Here is a 15,741-nt window from a genome sequence, read left to right as displayed (position 1 = left end):
TTACATCTTGAAGTATTTTGACACAACGTCAACCGTTGTTTCTTTTGCCTTTTTAATCGTTTCTTCCGCACTGAGCTTATAATATTCAGGTCTGAACAATTCAACAGACACAACGTCTGAAAAACCGATTTCCTTTAAAGTGGATAGGTGAGCATCCAAGTCAATCGCTCCCTGTCCCGGCCATACACGGTCTTCATCTCTTAAAATGCCGATCGGGAAATCTTCCGTATCATCAATGTGATAAATAAAAATTTTCTTTCCATCCGCCTGCTTCAAGTCTTCAAGATTTGAGCCCATAGCATGGAAGTGGAAGCTGTCAAACACAAGCCCGACATTATCGCGGTTGACCGTGTTTACGATATCGTAAGCCTGTGAGAACGTATTGACGGTACATTCCGGATGCCCGACAAATTCAACAGCAATCTTCACGCCGTATGGCTCGGCGATATCGGACAGCTCAGTCAAGACGCTGACAGAGCTTTTTTTGATGTCTTCTTTCAATATTTTCTCTTCTGTAACGAGCGGAACGGCGACTACGTATTTCACGCCAAGCGCCTTGCACGTTTCCATCATGCCTTTGAATTCGGTGATGATGCTCTTGTACCCCTCTTCATCACGGTTATTGAAGAAAACTAAGGCATTTAATGCAAGCGGTTTAATATGAAGTGTTTGAAAATACTCGGCCAATTCTGATAGAGAATGGTCTTTTAAATACTCAGGCAGCTTATCCATCGTCCGGATTTCGATATAATCGTATCCATGCTTCTCACAGTATTCGAGATCCTTTGCAAGGTTTGAATTTTCCAACGTCGTTGCTTCATTAAAGCATAGCTTCATATTAGATTCTCCTTATCTGATATTCTTGTGAAGAGAGAGTTCGGCCTGGCGCCGAACTCAGGGGCTTATCCTAATAGTTCCTGTTTCAATTTTTCAAGCATGAATCTGCTTGATTCATCCGCTCTTTCGTCGACCCAAGCAAAAACGGCGTTCGTCGCAATTCCGTCGAACTTCATCTCTCTCAGCTTTCTGAAGATCGTATCAAAATCGACCTCGCCTTGACCAATATCTAAATGCTGGTGAACCGTTACTTTCGCGTCAGGCGGATTGACAATGTAGCGAAGGCCATGAGCCGCTTTATGATTATAGGTATCTGCAAATAAAACATGTGTGAGGCGGTCGCCGGCTTCGTCAAACATTGTCTCGATGTCGCCTTTGCCGTCATCATAGAAGAATGTATGCGCAGTCGAGTAGACAAGATTGATCCAATCCTTGTCAAGCGCGCGGATCATATCCATCGCACCTTTGTGCGTTTCGATAAAATCGTATGGATGGGCTTGAAGATTGAGTTTAATGCCTTCTTTTTCAAAGACTGGCAGAAGCTCATCCATGGATTTGATAAATTTTTCTTCACTTGTTAAAGGATCGTATTTTGAACCGCTGAATTCGCTGTTCATCAAATCGACTTCAAGCTCGACCGCAATTTCGATCGCCCTTTTCCAGTTGCGCACAGCTGCCTGACGGCGATCTTCATCAGGACCTGCCCAGTGGTAAAGCGGAAGGAGCGATGAAAGCTTAACACCGGTATCTCTTAAAAGCCGCTTTAATTGTTTGATTTTTGCTGAATCGACTTTCGGATATTTATAGAATGGACAAAAATCTTCGCGCGGCGATAGTTCGATATATTCGTAGCCAAGCTCCGCCGTTTTATAGACCGTTTCCTCCAAAGTTAAATCATCACGATACATCGATGGATCCAATGCTAATTTCACACTTTTCACTCCTCGGAAAGTTTTTATTTTTTAACAGTTGTGAACGTTTGATAGAATTCCGGTTTCTCCTGAAGCGCCACAGGTTCTTTCTGTCCGGATTCCTGAGCTTTCACACAGGCGTCCGTCGTTACGGCGGCGATATAGCCGTCCCATGCAGTCGGCCCGCTGACCTCGCCTTTCTGTTGGATTGAGTCAATGAAATCTTGGATTTCTACATCGTAGGCGTCCACGAAGCGGCGCTGCCAATCCATCAGGATATCTGTAGAGAATTTTCCGTCTTTTCTCAAAGAAATGCTGGACGGTTCAGGAAGCTTCACGATGCCGTCTTCACCAACGATTTCACACTGAATGTCATATCCGTATTTGCAATTGACATAGATTTCCGCATTGATCACGACTCCGCCTTTCGTTTCGATGATGACGATTTGCGGATCACGCAAATGAGGAAGCGCGTTTTTCGATTTTTTCGGATAAATGACCTGAACAGATTCGTAGTCATCATTGATCAGCCAGTGCAGGGCGTCTATTTCATGGACAAGGGTATCGACAACAGCCATATCTGTTGTGTAGTTGTCGCCGACAGCCGGGTTGCGGTGCGCACAGTGGATCATGAGCGGCTCGCCGATGACGCGGTTGTCGATCGCTTCTTTCAGCTGTACGTAACCGCTGTCATAACGGCGCATAAAGCCGACTTGCACGAGACGTTTGCCCGCTTTGATTTCTTCATTGACGATCCGCATGCATCCTTCCGCAGTCGTCGCCAGAGGCTTTTCACAAAATACGAATTTGTTTGCTTTAATCGCTTTCAAAACACTTGATTCATGAGCCGGTCCCCAGCTTGTGACCAACACCGCGTCGACATTTTCCGCTGCGATCAGGCTGTCGTCGTCCGGATAGACTTTGGCATTCAAGCTGAAGTCCGTTACGACTTGCTGAGCTGCTTCCTGGTTCACATCGGTAACCGCGACAATTTCGCCGCCGGCTAATTTATTTGTGATGCGGTTGATATGTTCTTTTCCGATTGCTCCTGTACCAATAACACCTATGCGTAAATTCATTGATAGCCACTCCTTCAAATGTAGTTACATAATTTTTCTTGTTTGCACTTGCCCCGCTTGAGCCGGAGGAGTTCCATACAACTCTTCCTGAATTTGTTCAAGCGACTTACCGGATGTATTCGGTGCAAAAAAGAGCCCGATCAGCATGCTGGCCGTTACACATCCAAGGAGTATGGCCGCCATGAATGCAATTCCAAAATTCGAGATGATCATTGGAACGAAAAGGCTCCAAGCCCCGATTGAGATACGAACGAGGAAGAACATCAACCCTTGTGCAGATGCACGATATTCCGTCGGGAAAATTTCACTCGCCCATAGTTGATAATTGGCCTGTTGCCCTGCCCCGTTGTTTATGCCGATCATCACGATAAAGAGGATGAGAATCGGCATGCCCTCTGCCGGAAGCAGAAACAATGACCAGCCGATCACCGCCGCAAACGCGGAGATCCCAAACACTGTCTTCCTGTATTTGTCTGCAAACGGCATGAAGATAAAAGCGACGCCAAGCCCGGTGAAAATAAACAGCCCCATCTGCAAAACGTTTGCCATGGTCGCTGATACACCGCCGACCTGCTGATAAATGTAAGGCATAAAAAACCCCATGACACCTGCAGCCAGATTCCAAACCAAGTACACGCCCATTAAGAATAAAATGCTTTTCAAATACTTAGGCTGAAGCAAATCGAGATAAGACGTCTTCGGCTTCCTAACGGCTTGAGCCGTTTCGGATTGATCCTGCCAGGCATCGGATTCCGGCAGCCTTTTCCGCAGAACATAGGTGATCAATGCGATAACGAGCAAATGCCCAAACACGATTTTATTGCCCAATAAGCCTAAATCACCAAGGAGGACCGACAGCAGCAGGACCACAACCGCCCCCGCAGCCCATGCGACCTGTGCAACTCCGCAATGACGCGCCCTGTTTTTCTTAGGTGCGTTCTCTGCGATGATCGTCCAGGAAGCCGTAATATCAGCTCCTACCGATAAACCGATAATAATGTAACCGCTTAACAAAAAGGGAAAGCTGGTGCCGAACAATACTAAACAAATCCCCAGTGCATAAACCAGCATACTGTTCGTATAGACAGCCTTTCGGCCAATTTTGTCGGCCAAAAAGCCTCCGAGCAGCGCGCCGATTGCGGCTGAGATGGCGTTTGCGCTAAAGGCGCCGAGCAGTCCGATCTGTGTATCCGAAAGCTTTAAATAACTGACCCATAAAGATAAACCAGCTGCCCCTGCTACAATGGAACCCGCGTCGATGTAATTTGCCAATGCTGCTGCTATGGTTCGTTTATTGAATGGTGAGACTGCTGCATTTCCATTGTTCAATGTAAACCCCCCTTAATTGGTTGCTGCGGGATTCAACAAGTGACGGTCGATATATGTTCTGGCGATCAGCGCGTATTCTAGAGGGTTTGCCACTTCGGGATCCTGTTCGGCTTCCACAACAATCCAGCCGGAATAGTCATGCTGTAAAAGTGTTTGATACACTTCCGTAAAGTCGATGCAGCCGTCGCCGGGAACCGTGAACATGCCTTGTAAAAACGCCTGCCTGAACGATTTTCCTTCGGCTTTGCACTTTTCCATGATATCAAGACGCGCATCTTTAAAATGAACATGTTTAATTCGGCCGATATGCTTCTTCAGAATGTTCATATAGTTGCCATCAGAGATGTAGGCGTGCCCTGTATCATAAAGGAGATGCACACATGCCGGATCAGTCCCGGCCATAAGCCGGTCGACTTCTTCTTCCGTCTGCACCCCTGTTCCCAGATGGTGATGATAGACCAGCTGCAGATCATACTGGTCTGCGATTTTGCCAAGCTGATTCAATCCTTCGCAAAGCTTTCGCCATTCCTCATCTGTAAAGTGCGGCTTTTCTGTAAATACATTTTTATCAAGGCCCTGCACACTGTACGTTTGTTCAGACACGACCGCAACATCCGCATCGACCTCTTGCAGGTACTGACAGTGAGCCTTGAATTCTTTGGCGGTTTCTTCGATGCCGTCCCGGAGAATAAAGCTGCTGAACCACTTTCCTGCAATCTTTAAGTTTCTTAACTTAAGCTCTTTATTTAAAATCGCCGGTTCCGGGAAAAAACCTCCAACCTCTGTGCCTTGAAAGCCGGCAACAACGATATCGCTCAGCAAATGTTGAAGCGTGTTGCCAGCTCCGATTTCCGGAATGTCGTCATTTCGCCATCCTATGGGGGCGATGCCCCATAGAATTTCCGCCTTGCCCATCCTGGTGCCTCCTTTAATACTGCTTTGCAGATTCCAGCATTTTTTCTTTTGCATCATAAGCTTTTTGAACGCTTTCCTGTTCTGAAACCTCTGCAACACCAACGTGCCACCAGCTGTCATAGCCGTCCGTCATCGTCTTCGGCAGCACTTTCATTTCGATCAATGTTGAAACATCCTGTTTCTTCGCATCTTCAAGCGCGGCTTTCAATTCTTCAATCGTGTTGGCCTTATAAGTTTTGGCTCCGTATCCTTCGGCAACTTTTGCGTAGTCGACGTTGAGGATTTGGTTATCATCCGTTCTGAATTCACAATAGTAGCTGCCGCTTCCATGGTCCATTTGCAGATTGTTGATGCAGCCGAAGCCCGAGTTGTCAAAGAGCAGCACATTGATCTTTTTGTTGTACTGGATAGCTGTAATCAGCTCGGAGTGAAGCATCAGGAAGCTTCCGTCCCCAACCAGTGAATAGACCTCTCTGTCCGGATGAGCCAATTTCAGGCCGAGCGTTCCCGATACTTCATATCCCATGCAGGAATAACCGTATTCCAAGTGGTACGTATTCGGTACGTTGGAATGCCAGAGCCGCTGCAGGTCGCCCGGAAGAGAGCCTGCTGAACAAATGACGACGCTGTCTGGATCAACTGTTTCATTGATGGCCAGCAATGCCGTTGTTTGCGGCAGTTCCGTTTTCAATGCATCCGCATATTCGTTAAGCACTTCCTGAGAAAAATGATCTTTAATTTCAGGCGTGAAGTTTTCGCGCTTAAATGTGACTTTGCTCAAGCGGTCGCGTTCAGCAAGCCATTCGTCTTTCAGCTCCTTGATGGTTGAACCGAACTCACTCTTATAGCCTTCCAATAAGCCGTGCAGCTTGCCGAGCGTCACTTTCGCATCCGCGACAACCTGGAAAGCATCCAGCTTATACGCCTGCATTCTGCTGACATTGATGTTTAAAAACTTTGCGTTGTCAAAGTCAAAAGCCGTTTTGGAGGATGTTGCAAAATCGGTGTATCTCGTGCCGATTCCGATGATCAAATCAGCCTCGCGGGCGGCTTTGTTTGCTGCCAGCGTACCGGTGATGCCCATACCGCCCAAATTGTTGGCAAAATCGGCTTCAACCGTTGATTTCCCGGCCTGGGTTTCCACCAGCGGAATGTTGTAAGCTTCAGACATCGCGATTAATTCGTCGCGCGCACCGGAATACTTCGCACCGCCGCCGACTAAGATGAGCGGTTTTTTGCTTGACTTGATCAGCTTAGCCGCACCTTCAAGTTCACGCTCGCTCGGGTGCTTGCGGTCGATGTAGTGAACGCGCTTCACAAAGAAGCTTTCATCAAAATCAAAGGCTTCACCTTCAACGTCTTGGGAAATGCAAATCGTTGCCGGACCCGCTTTTGCAGGATCTGTCATCACTTCAAAGGCGCGGATCAGACTGCTCATTAACTGTTCAGGACGTGTGATGCGGTCCCAATACCTCGAAACCGGCTTCAATGCATCGTTCGTCGTAATTGCCGCGCTGTATTCTTGCTCCACTTGCTGAAGAACAGGATCAGGCTGTCTTGTCGCAAATGTATCAGCCGGAATCAGGAGGACGGGAATGTTGTTCGCAAGCGCTGTACCTGCAGCGGCCACAAGATTGGCCGCTCCCGGTCCGACCGATGTCGAGACGGCATAGATCTTCCTTCTCAGCATCTGCTTGCTGTAAGCCATTGCTGCATGCGCCATTCCTTGCTCATTCTTGCCTTGAAACACCTTTAAGTGGCCGGCATCCTGTTCAAGCGCCTGGCCGATTCCAACGACGTTTCCGTGCCCGAAAATTGTGAAGATCCCCTCGACAAATGGAGTTTCTTCCCCGTCAACATGGATGTATTGCTGATTTAAGAATTTGATTAACGCTTGTGCTGTTGTTAACCGTATTTTCTTGCCCACAAACGATCCCACCTTTATTCGTTTTCATTCAAGACTGCGCCGCAATCAGTTCTTCAATCTCAGCGACAGTAGGCATGGCTTCAGATGAGCTATGCTTGGAGACAACAATCGATGCTGAAGCGCTTCCATATTTCAACGCCGTTTCAATGTGTTTGCCTGTGACAAGCCCGTATAAAAAGGCCGAAGCGTATGAATCGCCTGCTCCAAATGTTTTCAACACTTTCGTCTTATATGCTTTAGCCCGGAAGACGTCCCCGGATTTGCTGTATGCGTATGAACCTTCGACACCGTGTTTGATAACGACGAGATCTGCGGAATGCGCAAACAAATGCTGAACCGATTCCTTGTTGATACCGCCTGTGCGGTTTTCCATCACATCAAATTCATCACGGGTCCCGATGACAATGTCGGATTGCTCGGCAACGAGACTGTAGTAAACAGCTGTTTCATCTGCAGACGTCCACGTATATGGACGGTAATCGAGTTCAAAGACCACTTTCACCTGATGCTTCTTTGCCAGCTGTACGGCCTTCAACACCGCTTCACGGGACGGGCTTTTAGCCAGCGCCGTACCTGAGACTAAAAGCATTTTGGCTTTGGCAATGTAATTTTCATCGACTTCAGAAGGCTCAAGGTATAGGTCTGCAACATCGTCTCTGTACATTAAAATGCTGCATTCTTCAGGGCTTAAAATTTCCGTAAAGGCAAGCCCTGCTTTATGCCCCTCTTTGTCAACCGCCATTTGCGATGTGTCGACACCCGTATTTCTCATATAGCTTTCTATGAATCTTCCATGCTGGTCATCAGGAATTTTGCCGATGAAACCGGCTTTCAAACCCAATTTTGAACTGCCGATAGCGATATTGGCCGGCGAGCCGCCGACATATTTTGAGAATGTCATTGTCTGCTCCATCGGCCGGTTGTATTCAACCGCGTTCAAATCAATGCATGCGCGGCCGATTGCCACAATGTCAAATTCTTTTTCTTCATTAAATGTATACTTCATCTTAAACAGCCACTCCTCACCTAATTGTTAGCGTTCCAGGATCCACTCATGGTCAGGATCATTATGAAACTTCCACTTCCGCGTCGGACCTGCCATCACATTTAAATAATAGGACGTGTATCCGTCAGGCACGCCTACCGGATGATATCCAGCCGGCACGATCACAACGTTTTCGTTCTCGACGGTCATCGTTTCGTCAATTGAACGGTCGTCTGTGTAGACGCGCTGAAATACAAAGCCTTGGGCAGGGTCAAGTTCATGATAGTACGTTTCTTCTAAAAAGGATTCTTCAGGCAAATTGTCTTGGTCATGTTTATGCGGCGGATAGCTGGACCAGTTTCCGCTTTCTGTATAAACTTCGACGACTAAAAGGCTGTTCGCTGAAGGATCTGAGTCCGGAAGAATGTTATGGACGGTTCGTTTGTTGCTGAATTTCCCGCGATGTTCAACACCGTTGTCTTCCGCTTTGATCAGCTTCGTCGGCAGCTGTTTTTCAGATGGAGAATAGCAAAGGGCAACCCTTGCCTGTGCAGGCGCGGTGATCACAAAAGAACGGTCATTTGACACATAAACACTGTCGGTCGGTTTTTTCTCGAAAACGCTTTCTCGTGTGCCGATATTTTCAAACGTCTGTTCATGATCGGAGACGGTAATCTTCCCGGTCACAGCCACGATGCAGCATTCCTGTTTACTTAAAGCCTCCTCATAACGGGCACCCGGTGCAAGGTCAATGACTTTAAATTCAACATAGTTCAGGTCGGAGTTTGATTTCTTCACTTCATGGACAAGTTTTACGCCTTCTGATAGCTCATTCGCCTGCGGTTTGCGCAACAAATGACTCATTGAAAAGCCTCCTTTTTTCAATCGATCTTTCAAACATAGGCCGAACAGCGTGATGGCCACGCCGTTCGGACGTTTTCACTTTTAGTTAAAGTCAGGCGCCGGATATCTTGCGGTCACGACTTTTTTGCGCGTGTAGAAATCTACGCTGTCTTTTCCGTTGGCATGCAATGTACCGAAGAACGATGACTTCCAGCCTGAGAATGGGAAGAAGGCCATCGGAGCCGGTACACCCAGGTTGATGCCGAGCATGCCCGCATCGATGTTTTCGCGGAAATAGCGAATCGCATTCGAATTAGATGTGAAAAGGCACGCGCCGTTTGCAAATTCGGATTGGTTGGCGATCTCAACAGCTTCTTTTAAGTTTTTCACACGAATCACGGACAGTACCGGAGCAAAGATTTCATCTTTCCAAATCGTCATATCTGTTGTGACATTGTCAAAGATTGTCGGCCCGACGAAATAGCCATCATCCGTAACGTTTTCACGCCCGTCGCAAACAAGTCTCGCACCTTCTTCAATTCCTTTTTGGATGTAGCCGAGCGTGCGTTTTTTGTTGTCTTCGCGGATGACCGGCCCTAAGAAGACGCCGTCATCAAGGCCGTTTCCGATTTTGACCTCGCCCGCTTTTTCAAGCAATTTCTCCATGAATTGATCGGCAATTCCTTCTTCCACGGTGACAACCGCACAGGCCATGCAGCGTTCGCCGGCAGAGCCGAAAGCCGCGCCGATGATATTTGTTACCGTATCTTCAAGATTGGCATCGTTCAGAACGATGGTGTGGTTTTTAGCGCCTGTCAGCGATTGAACGCGTTTCAGATTTTCGCTTCCTTTTTTATAGACATATTCTCCGACCGGTTTGGAGCCGACGAATGAAATCGCTTTAATTTCAGGGTGTTCGAGAATGCCGTTCACCACATCATGCGCGCCGTATACCACATTAAATACGCCTTTTGGAAGCCCGGCTTCTTCAAACAGCTCAACAAGCTTCTCCGTCAAAAGCGGTGTACGCTCGGAAGGTTTCAGTATAAACGTGTTTCCTAAAGCGATGGCCATTGGGAACATCCAGCACGGAACCATCATCGGGAAATTGAAAGGCGCGATTCCGCCGACGACTCCGATCGGGTAGCGGTAGTTCGCAGCTTCGACATCAGTTGCAATCGTCGCGAGTGAATCGCCCATCATCAAAGACGGAGCGCCCGCAGCAAACTCGACGTTTTCGATTCCGCGTCCCACTTCGCCCAGCGCTTCTTTTGTGTTTTTTCCATTTTCAATTGTAATGAGGCGGGCAAGCTCTTCTTTATGCTGAGTCAACAGCTGCTGAAAGTTAAATAAAATTCTCGCTCTCCGCGGCACGGCTACCTTCGACCATGTTTTAAACGCTTCAGCCGCTTTCTCCGCTGCATATTCTATATCCTCGCGCGTCGAGATCGGCACTTGACACAGCACTTCTTTTGTCGCAGGATTGACAACATCTTCATATTTATCGGTTTTGCTTTCAACCCATTCTCCATTGATATAGTTTTTTAACTTTCTGACTTCTGCCATTCTTATAACCTCCTTGAATATTAAACATCCACTGGTACAGATGGGGCAGGATCCAATCATTATGAATGAACTCGGGAATATCCCTTCATTACATAACCGATTTTTTGAAAAAGAGTTAAATTAAACGCTTACAAAAACTTGACCAATACAGCTTCGTCAAAAGAACCGCAACGTCATGACGTTTTATCTGGCCCCAAAAGTTTTGATTAATATTATCACGTTTTGGTCATTTCTTGGTTATATTCTAATCTGATCCTACCCATAAGTCAATCACAAATAAATAAATTTTTTCTTTTATAATATTTGAAGAAAACCTTAAAACTATTTATATAAACATTGTATAATAAAAAAGAATAGGGTAAATCTTGCAAAGTATAACCACCAATGTTATCATTTCTTAAGCAATTATTGGTCAACTTTTGGTTTTTTCATACCTAAATTAAAGTTTCTAGAAGGAGATTTTTGATATGAAATTAATGCGGATAAAGGAGATGGAAGAATACATTTTGACTAATGGCACCGTTTCATTAGATGAACTGTGCCAGGTCTTCAATGTCTCTAAAAACACGGTCAGACGCGATATCAACAAATTGACCGAAAAAGGAGTCATTAAAAAAGTATACGGCGGCGTAACAGCTATTGAAAAAACGGCGTTGGTCCCTTTTGAAAACCGGACGATCCAAAACAAAGATGCGAAAACAAAAATAGCGCACTATGCTTCCCGTTTTATCGAGGACCATGACCTGATTTTCATCGATTCCGGAACAACGACACAATCTATTTTGGAAACTCTTGACCCAAATAAAAATGTAACCGTTTTAACGAACAGTCTGGATATCATCAATGCCGCCGCTGCCATGAAAAACATCAACTTGATCATCATCGGAAACAACTATAAACGGAAAACGCAGTCGTTTGTGGGAATGGATGACCCCAGCACTTTGGATAAATACAATATTAACAAAGCTTTTATGTCAGCCACCGGAGCAACACTTACCCACGGTCTGACAAATTCCGACCTGCTTGAATATGAAATCAAAAAAAAGATTTCCGAAAAAGCAAAAGAAGTGTATTTATTGGCCGATCACACCAAATTCGGCAAATCCACTTTGCTGACATATGCGCATTTCGAAAGGCTGCATTGCATTGTAACATCAAAACCGCTCGATGAAGAATATAACAAATTTTGCAAAGAGCATAAAATTGAAATTCATCTGGCGTAGCATTTATAGTAAAAGTGAGCTGCTTGGCCGGCATGATGAAAACGGCCGGCCAATCATTTATCTTTCAGGAGGGGAAAAAAGTGCAAAAAGTAAGAATTGGCAAGTCAGATCTTCAAGTATTTCCGATTGGTTTAGGCACGAATGCAGTAGGAGGCCACAACCTTTACCCGAATCTCAATGAAGAAACGGGCAAAGAGCTGGTGCGGGAAGCGATCAAGAATGGCGTGAATTTCCTGGACACCGCCTACATATATGGAATCGGCCGCTCTGAAGAGCTCATCGGTGAAGTCCTGCGCGAATTTAACCGCGAAGATGTGGTCATCGCCACAAAGGCCGCTCATAGAAAAGAAGGGGACGACTTTGTCTTTGACAACTCTCCGGCATTTTTGAAGAAATCCGTGGACGAAAGCCTAAAACGTCTGCAAACAGACTACATTGACCTTTTCTATATCCATTTCCCTGATGAAAAAACACCGAAAGACGAAGCCGTCGGAGCCCTTCACGAGCTGAAGCAGGAAGGAAAAATCAGATCGATCGGCGTCTCCAATTTCTCACTCGAACAGCTGAAAGAAGCGAACAAGGACGGACTGGTCGATGTTCTGCAGGGTGAATACAACCTGCTAAACAGGGAAGCTGAAACGACATTCTTCCCGTATACACAGGAGCACAACATTTCGTTCGTTCCGTTCTTCCCGCTCGTATCCGGTTTATTGGCTGGAAAATACACCGAAAATACAACATTCCCTGAAGGCGACCTTCGAAGAGAAATGGAAAATTTCCAAGGTGACCGTTTTAAAGAAAACATCAAAAAAGTGAATCAGCTCGCTCCAATTGCTGAAAAACACAATGTCGGCATCGCTCATGTCGTGCTGGCTTGGTACTTGGCAAGACCGGAAATCGATATTTTAATTCCTGGTGCGAAACGGGCCGATCAGTTGATCAACAACTTAAAAACGGCGAAAATCAACCTTTCCGAAGATGATTTTGCCTTTATCGATCAATTGTTTGCGCGCTAAACCACTGTTAAAAAACCTATCTGCTAAGATAGGTTTTTTTCACGAAAACAATTGACAGCGCTTCCATTTCTGATATGATAGGAAAGAAGTTAATAAGAGTGACGGAGAAAACAGGAGATCCACTACAAGAACCTTAGATTGAGAGGTTTTTTTGTGGATCTTTTTTCTTTGTCCGAAGAGGAGGGAAGTCGGCCATGTAAAAAAGCAAATTCACGTGCAAACAGCAAAACAATCTGAAAGGAGAGATGATATCATGAAACGATTTTTCCGAAATGCTGTCATGACGGCCGCGCTGATTGGAGCGGGTTTCGGCGCCGGGATTCATGCTGAAGCAGCCGCACCGGCCCACAAGCAGCTTAACCCGAATCACATTTTAAATGTCGCCCACCGCGGTGCATCCGGGCACGCGCCTGAACATACCCTCTTGGCTTATGAGCTTGGGCAAAAAATGAAAGGCGATTACATAGAAATCGATCTGCAAATGACAAAAGACGGCGAACTGGTTGCGATGCATGATGAAACATTGGACCGTACCACCAATGGAACCGGGTATGTCAAAGACTATACGCTGGAGGAAATCAAAAAGCTTGATGCCGGCTCCTGGTTTAATGAAAAGTATCCTGAACTGGCCAAGCCGGAATATGCCGGGCTCAAAGTTCCTACTCTCGAGGAAGTGATCCAAAGGTTCGGCAAAAGCGCGCGTTATTATATTGAAACGAAATCGCCCGAAGTCTACGACCACATGGAAGAAAAATTGCTGGATATCCTTGATCAGTACAAATTAACAGGACCTAATCTTCGTTCAAGCAAAGTCATCATACAATCCTTTAGTCCGGAAAGCTTAAAAATCATTCATCAAGCAAACCCCAACATTCCGCTTGTGCAATTGTTGTGGTATGACAAACCCGCTTCCATCACGGATGCTGAACTGGAGGCATATCAATCATACAGCGTCGGCCTCGGCATGAACTATGACCGCATCGATCAAGCGTATGTTCAAAAAGTACGGAGCCACGGGTTGTTGATCCATCCGTATACCGTGAATGAAAAAGAGGACATGAAGAGACTGCTCGATTGGGGCGTGACGGGAATGTTCACCAATTTCCCCGACCGTCTTCAAGAGGTTTTAAATGACAACCAGTAATCGATAAGAAGGAGAAAGACCATGCTTAAACTGTTTAAACCTGCTCCGCCGATTGAAAGATTGCCGGAAGAAAGAATTGATCCTGAATACAAGAAACTCAGACTGCAAGTGTTTCTCGGTATTTTCATTGGCTATGCGGCGTACTATTTGATTCGCAAAAACTTCTCGCTTGCCATGCCTTATTTGATTGAAGAAGGATTTTCAAAATCGGCGCTCGGTTTTGCTTTATCCGCACTTTCGATTTCCTACGGGCTCAGCAAATTTGTGATGGCCACCATATCGGACAGAAGCAATCCGAGAATGTTTCTGCCGGCGGGACTGATTCTTTCCGCCGTTATCAGCCTGCTGATGGGGTTTGTTCCGTTCTTTACCTCATCCATCGCCATTATGTTTATCATGCTGTTTTTAAATGGCTGGTTTCAGGGAATGGGATGGCCGCCATCAGGACGCGTCCTTGTTCACTGGTTTAGTGTCAGTGAAAGGGGAAATAAAACGGCGATCTGGAATGTCGCCCACAATGTCGGCGGAGGGCTGATGGCGCCAATCGCCGTCGCAGGCGTGGCTGCCTTCTCCGGAATCGCGGGGAACTCTGTGACAGGCTATGAAGGGGTCTTTATTCTGCCGGCACTCGTCGCCATTGTCGTTGCCTTGATTAGTTACCTGCTGATTCGCGACACTCCGCAATCGGCCGGGTTGCCGCCGATCGAAGAATATCGCAATGATTATTCAAGCAAAGAGAAAAAAACGTTTGAAACGGAATTATCGACAAAAGACATCCTTTTCAAATATGTGCTCAATAACAAATGGGTATGGGCGATCGCGCTCGCAAACATTTTTGTCTACTTCGTCCGCTACGGCGTCTTAGACTGGGCGCCGACCTATTTAAGCGAAGAAAAAGGATTTGATATGAGCAAATCCAGTGTCGCCTATTTTCTGTATGAGTGGGCAGGCATTCCGGGCACCCTGCTTTGCGGCTGGATTTCGGATAAATGGTTTAAGGGGCGCCGGGGGCCTGCTGGCTTTGTCTTTATGCTCGGGGTATTGATCGCCGTGCTTGTCTACTGGTTCAATCCGGCGGGCAATCCGATGATCGACATGGCTTCATTAATTGCCATCGGCTTCCTCATCTACGGCCCGGTCATGCTGATCGGTCTGCAGGCGCTTGACTTTGTTCCGAAAAAAGCCGCCGGGACTGCGGCAGGATTAACCGGCCTGTTCGGCTACTTGGGCGGAACCCTGACAGCAAACGCCTTAATGGGGGTTATCGTTGATGCATCCGGCTGGGATGCGGGATTCACTCTGCTCACAGCTTCATGCGCCATCGCGGCCATCATCTTCGCCATGACTTGGAATGTAAGGGGTCAAGAAGTCGTCAAACATTAATTTCACAAAAAAAGATCCGTCTCTGAACTCCTGAGACGGATCTTTTTTGTGCTTTCCATGGTTTCTATGGTTTATTCATGCTATTTAAGACAACCAATTTAAGTCAGTTCTTGTTTTGTTCCTTGTGGACTTGCCGTTCTCCCCTTGGACCATATCTTTTTCTTGGAACAGTCATTTTGTCGTAAGGATCAGTCACCGGTGACAGCAGCAGCCCCGGTACACCCAGCCGATAAAAAACGAAAGCAATGACTGCTCATTGTTTCCTTCTGGGATGTTCTGCTGAATACGAGCAAAGTAAAACGAACAATAGATTCAGCTTCGTAAGGGCGGGGGTGAGAGTATGGCAGTTGAAAGCGCAATCCAACTCATGCTTATTTTCGGCATTTTGATTGCGGCGATCATGTCATCAGACAAAAAAAGTAAGACCGTCCTGGCCGCTAAACGAAGACGATCTTACTTTCAGGCTGAAGCTGACTCCTTTACAGGAGCTATTCTATTGTCGATCGGTTAGATGTTCCCGCTACTATAATGCTCAGGAGCATATTCAATATATAAGGTTCAAAAACAAAATTAGGCTGTCGTG

At 46.4% G+C, this 15,741-nt stretch carries 14 protein-coding genes; 5 read left to right on the top strand and 9 right to left on the bottom strand.

The genetic code is table 11. The features are described 5' to 3' along the window. The 9 genes from iolI to iolA all read right to left on the bottom strand — a co-directional run bounded on the left by iolI (nt 1) and on the right by iolA (nt 10,392). Nucleotides 1–837 (bottom strand): 2-keto-myo-inositol isomerase, encoded by an 837-nt coding sequence (gene iolI, locus ACINLD_RS10635; RefSeq protein ID WP_409444411.1) that lies wholly within the window; start codon nt 835–837, stop codon nt 1–3. Between the two features lie 65 nt (nt 838–902). Further along, on the bottom strand, nt 903–1,769 hold the full coding sequence (locus tag ACINLD_RS10630) for a sugar phosphate isomerase/epimerase family protein (RefSeq protein ID WP_026589371.1): 867 nt from the start codon (nt 1,767–1,769) through the stop codon (nt 903–905). 23 nt (nt 1,770–1,792) lie between these two features. Beyond that, nucleotides 1,793–2,827 carry a Gfo/Idh/MocA family protein gene (locus tag ACINLD_RS10625; RefSeq protein ID WP_026589372.1) on the bottom strand — a complete coding sequence of 345 codons (1,035 nt, stop codon included), beginning with the start codon at nt 2,825–2,827 and terminating at the stop codon, nt 1,793–1,795. A 24-nt stretch (nt 2,828–2,851) separates the two neighbouring features. Next, on the bottom strand, nt 2,852–4,156 hold the full coding sequence (locus ACINLD_RS10620) for an MFS transporter (RefSeq protein ID WP_410206987.1): 1,305 nt from the start codon (nt 4,154–4,156) through the stop codon (nt 2,852–2,854). Nucleotides 4,157–4,168: 12 nt separating this feature from the next. Continuing rightward, complete coding sequence (gene iolE / locus ACINLD_RS10615; RefSeq protein WP_409444413.1) at nt 4,169–5,071, bottom strand: myo-inosose-2 dehydratase; 903 nt, start codon at nt 5,069–5,071, stop codon at nt 4,169–4,171. Between the two features lie 13 nt (nt 5,072–5,084). After that, nucleotides 5,085–6,998 (bottom strand): 3D-(3,5/4)-trihydroxycyclohexane-1,2-dione acylhydrolase (decyclizing), encoded by a 1,914-nt coding sequence (iolD, locus tag ACINLD_RS10610; protein WP_026589375.1) that lies wholly within the window; start codon nt 6,996–6,998, stop codon nt 5,085–5,087. A gap of 28 nt (nt 6,999–7,026) precedes the next feature. Next, the gene (gene iolC / locus ACINLD_RS10605) at nt 7,027–8,004 is read right to left on the bottom strand and encodes a 5-dehydro-2-deoxygluconokinase (protein WP_026589376.1); all 978 of its coding nucleotides are present in this window, start codon (nt 8,002–8,004) and stop codon (nt 7,027–7,029) included. A gap of 27 nt (nt 8,005–8,031) precedes the next feature. Continuing rightward, complete coding sequence (gene iolB / locus ACINLD_RS10600) at nt 8,032–8,847, bottom strand: 5-deoxy-glucuronate isomerase (protein WP_026589377.1); 816 nt, start codon at nt 8,845–8,847, stop codon at nt 8,032–8,034. Between the two features lie 81 nt (nt 8,848–8,928). Continuing rightward, nucleotides 8,929–10,392 carry a methylmalonate-semialdehyde dehydrogenase gene (gene iolA, locus ACINLD_RS10595; RefSeq protein WP_026589378.1) on the bottom strand — a complete coding sequence of 488 codons (1,464 nt, stop codon included), beginning with the start codon at nt 10,390–10,392 and terminating at the stop codon, nt 8,929–8,931. Between the two features lie 467 nt (nt 10,393–10,859). Here iolA and ACINLD_RS10590 point away from each other — a divergent pair, with 467 nt between their 5' ends. The 5 genes from ACINLD_RS10590 to ACINLD_RS10570 all read left to right on the top strand — a co-directional run bounded on the left by ACINLD_RS10590 (nt 10,860) and on the right by ACINLD_RS10570 (nt 15,669). Next, nucleotides 10,860–11,615 (top strand): DeoR/GlpR family DNA-binding transcription regulator, encoded by a 756-nt coding sequence (locus ACINLD_RS10590; protein ID WP_026589379.1) that lies wholly within the window; start codon nt 10,860–10,862, stop codon nt 11,613–11,615. An 80-nt stretch (nt 11,616–11,695) separates the two neighbouring features. After that, nucleotides 11,696–12,631, top strand: coding sequence for an aldo/keto reductase (locus tag ACINLD_RS10585; protein ID WP_077736137.1), 936 nt, complete (start codon nt 11,696–11,698; stop codon nt 12,629–12,631). A gap of 253 nt (nt 12,632–12,884) precedes the next feature. Continuing rightward, entirely contained in the window at nt 12,885–13,775 is an 891-nt protein-coding gene (locus ACINLD_RS10580; protein WP_409444414.1) for a glycerophosphodiester phosphodiesterase, read from the top strand. 21 nt (nt 13,776–13,796) lie between these two features. Then, nucleotides 13,797–15,158 (top strand): glycerol-3-phosphate transporter, encoded by a 1,362-nt coding sequence (glpT, locus tag ACINLD_RS10575; RefSeq protein WP_409444415.1) that lies wholly within the window; start codon nt 13,797–13,799, stop codon nt 15,156–15,158. A 340-nt stretch (nt 15,159–15,498) separates the two neighbouring features. Continuing rightward, nucleotides 15,499–15,669 (top strand): putative holin-like toxin, encoded by a 171-nt coding sequence (locus ACINLD_RS10570; protein WP_163170541.1) that lies wholly within the window; start codon nt 15,499–15,501, stop codon nt 15,667–15,669. The last annotated feature ends 72 nt before the right edge of the window (nt 15,670–15,741 follow it).

This window comes from Bacillus sp. z60-11 (assembly GCF_046464135.1).
GTDB lineage: Bacteria > Bacillota > Bacilli > Bacillales > Bacillaceae > Bacillus > Bacillus sonorensis_A.
Note: the sequence above shows the minus strand (reverse complement) of the source record. Positions and strands in the feature narration are given on the sequence as shown.

What these genes read in the sequence shown, in the direction of transcription:
- iolI (WP_409444411.1), bottom strand. Translation starts at nt 837, where the DNA reads ATGAAGCTATGCTTTAATGAAGCAACGACGTTGGAAAATTCAAACCTT.
- ACINLD_RS10625 (WP_026589372.1), bottom strand. Translation starts at nt 2,827, where the DNA reads ATGAATTTACGCATAGGTGTTATTGGTACAGGAGCAATCGGAAAAGAA.
- iolE (WP_409444413.1), bottom strand. Translation starts at nt 5,071, where the DNA reads ATGGGCAAGGCGGAAATTCTATGGGGCATCGCCCCCATAGGATGGCGA.
- iolC (WP_026589376.1), bottom strand. Translation starts at nt 8,004, where the DNA reads ATGAAGTATACATTTAATGAAGAAAAAGAATTTGACATTGTGGCAATC.
- iolB (WP_026589377.1), bottom strand. Translation starts at nt 8,847, where the DNA reads ATGAGTCATTTGTTGCGCAAACCGCAGGCGAATGAGCTATCAGAAGGC.
- iolA (WP_026589378.1), bottom strand. Translation starts at nt 10,392, where the DNA reads ATGGCAGAAGTCAGAAAGTTAAAAAACTATATCAATGGAGAATGGGTT.
- ACINLD_RS10590 (WP_026589379.1), top strand. Translation starts at nt 10,860, where the DNA reads ATGAAATTAATGCGGATAAAGGAGATGGAAGAATACATTTTGACTAAT.
- ACINLD_RS10580 (WP_409444414.1), top strand. Translation starts at nt 12,885, where the DNA reads ATGAAACGATTTTTCCGAAATGCTGTCATGACGGCCGCGCTGATTGGA.
- glpT (WP_409444415.1), top strand. Translation starts at nt 13,797, where the DNA reads ATGCTTAAACTGTTTAAACCTGCTCCGCCGATTGAAAGATTGCCGGAA.
- ACINLD_RS10570 (WP_163170541.1), top strand. Translation starts at nt 15,499, where the DNA reads ATGGCAGTTGAAAGCGCAATCCAACTCATGCTTATTTTCGGCATTTTG.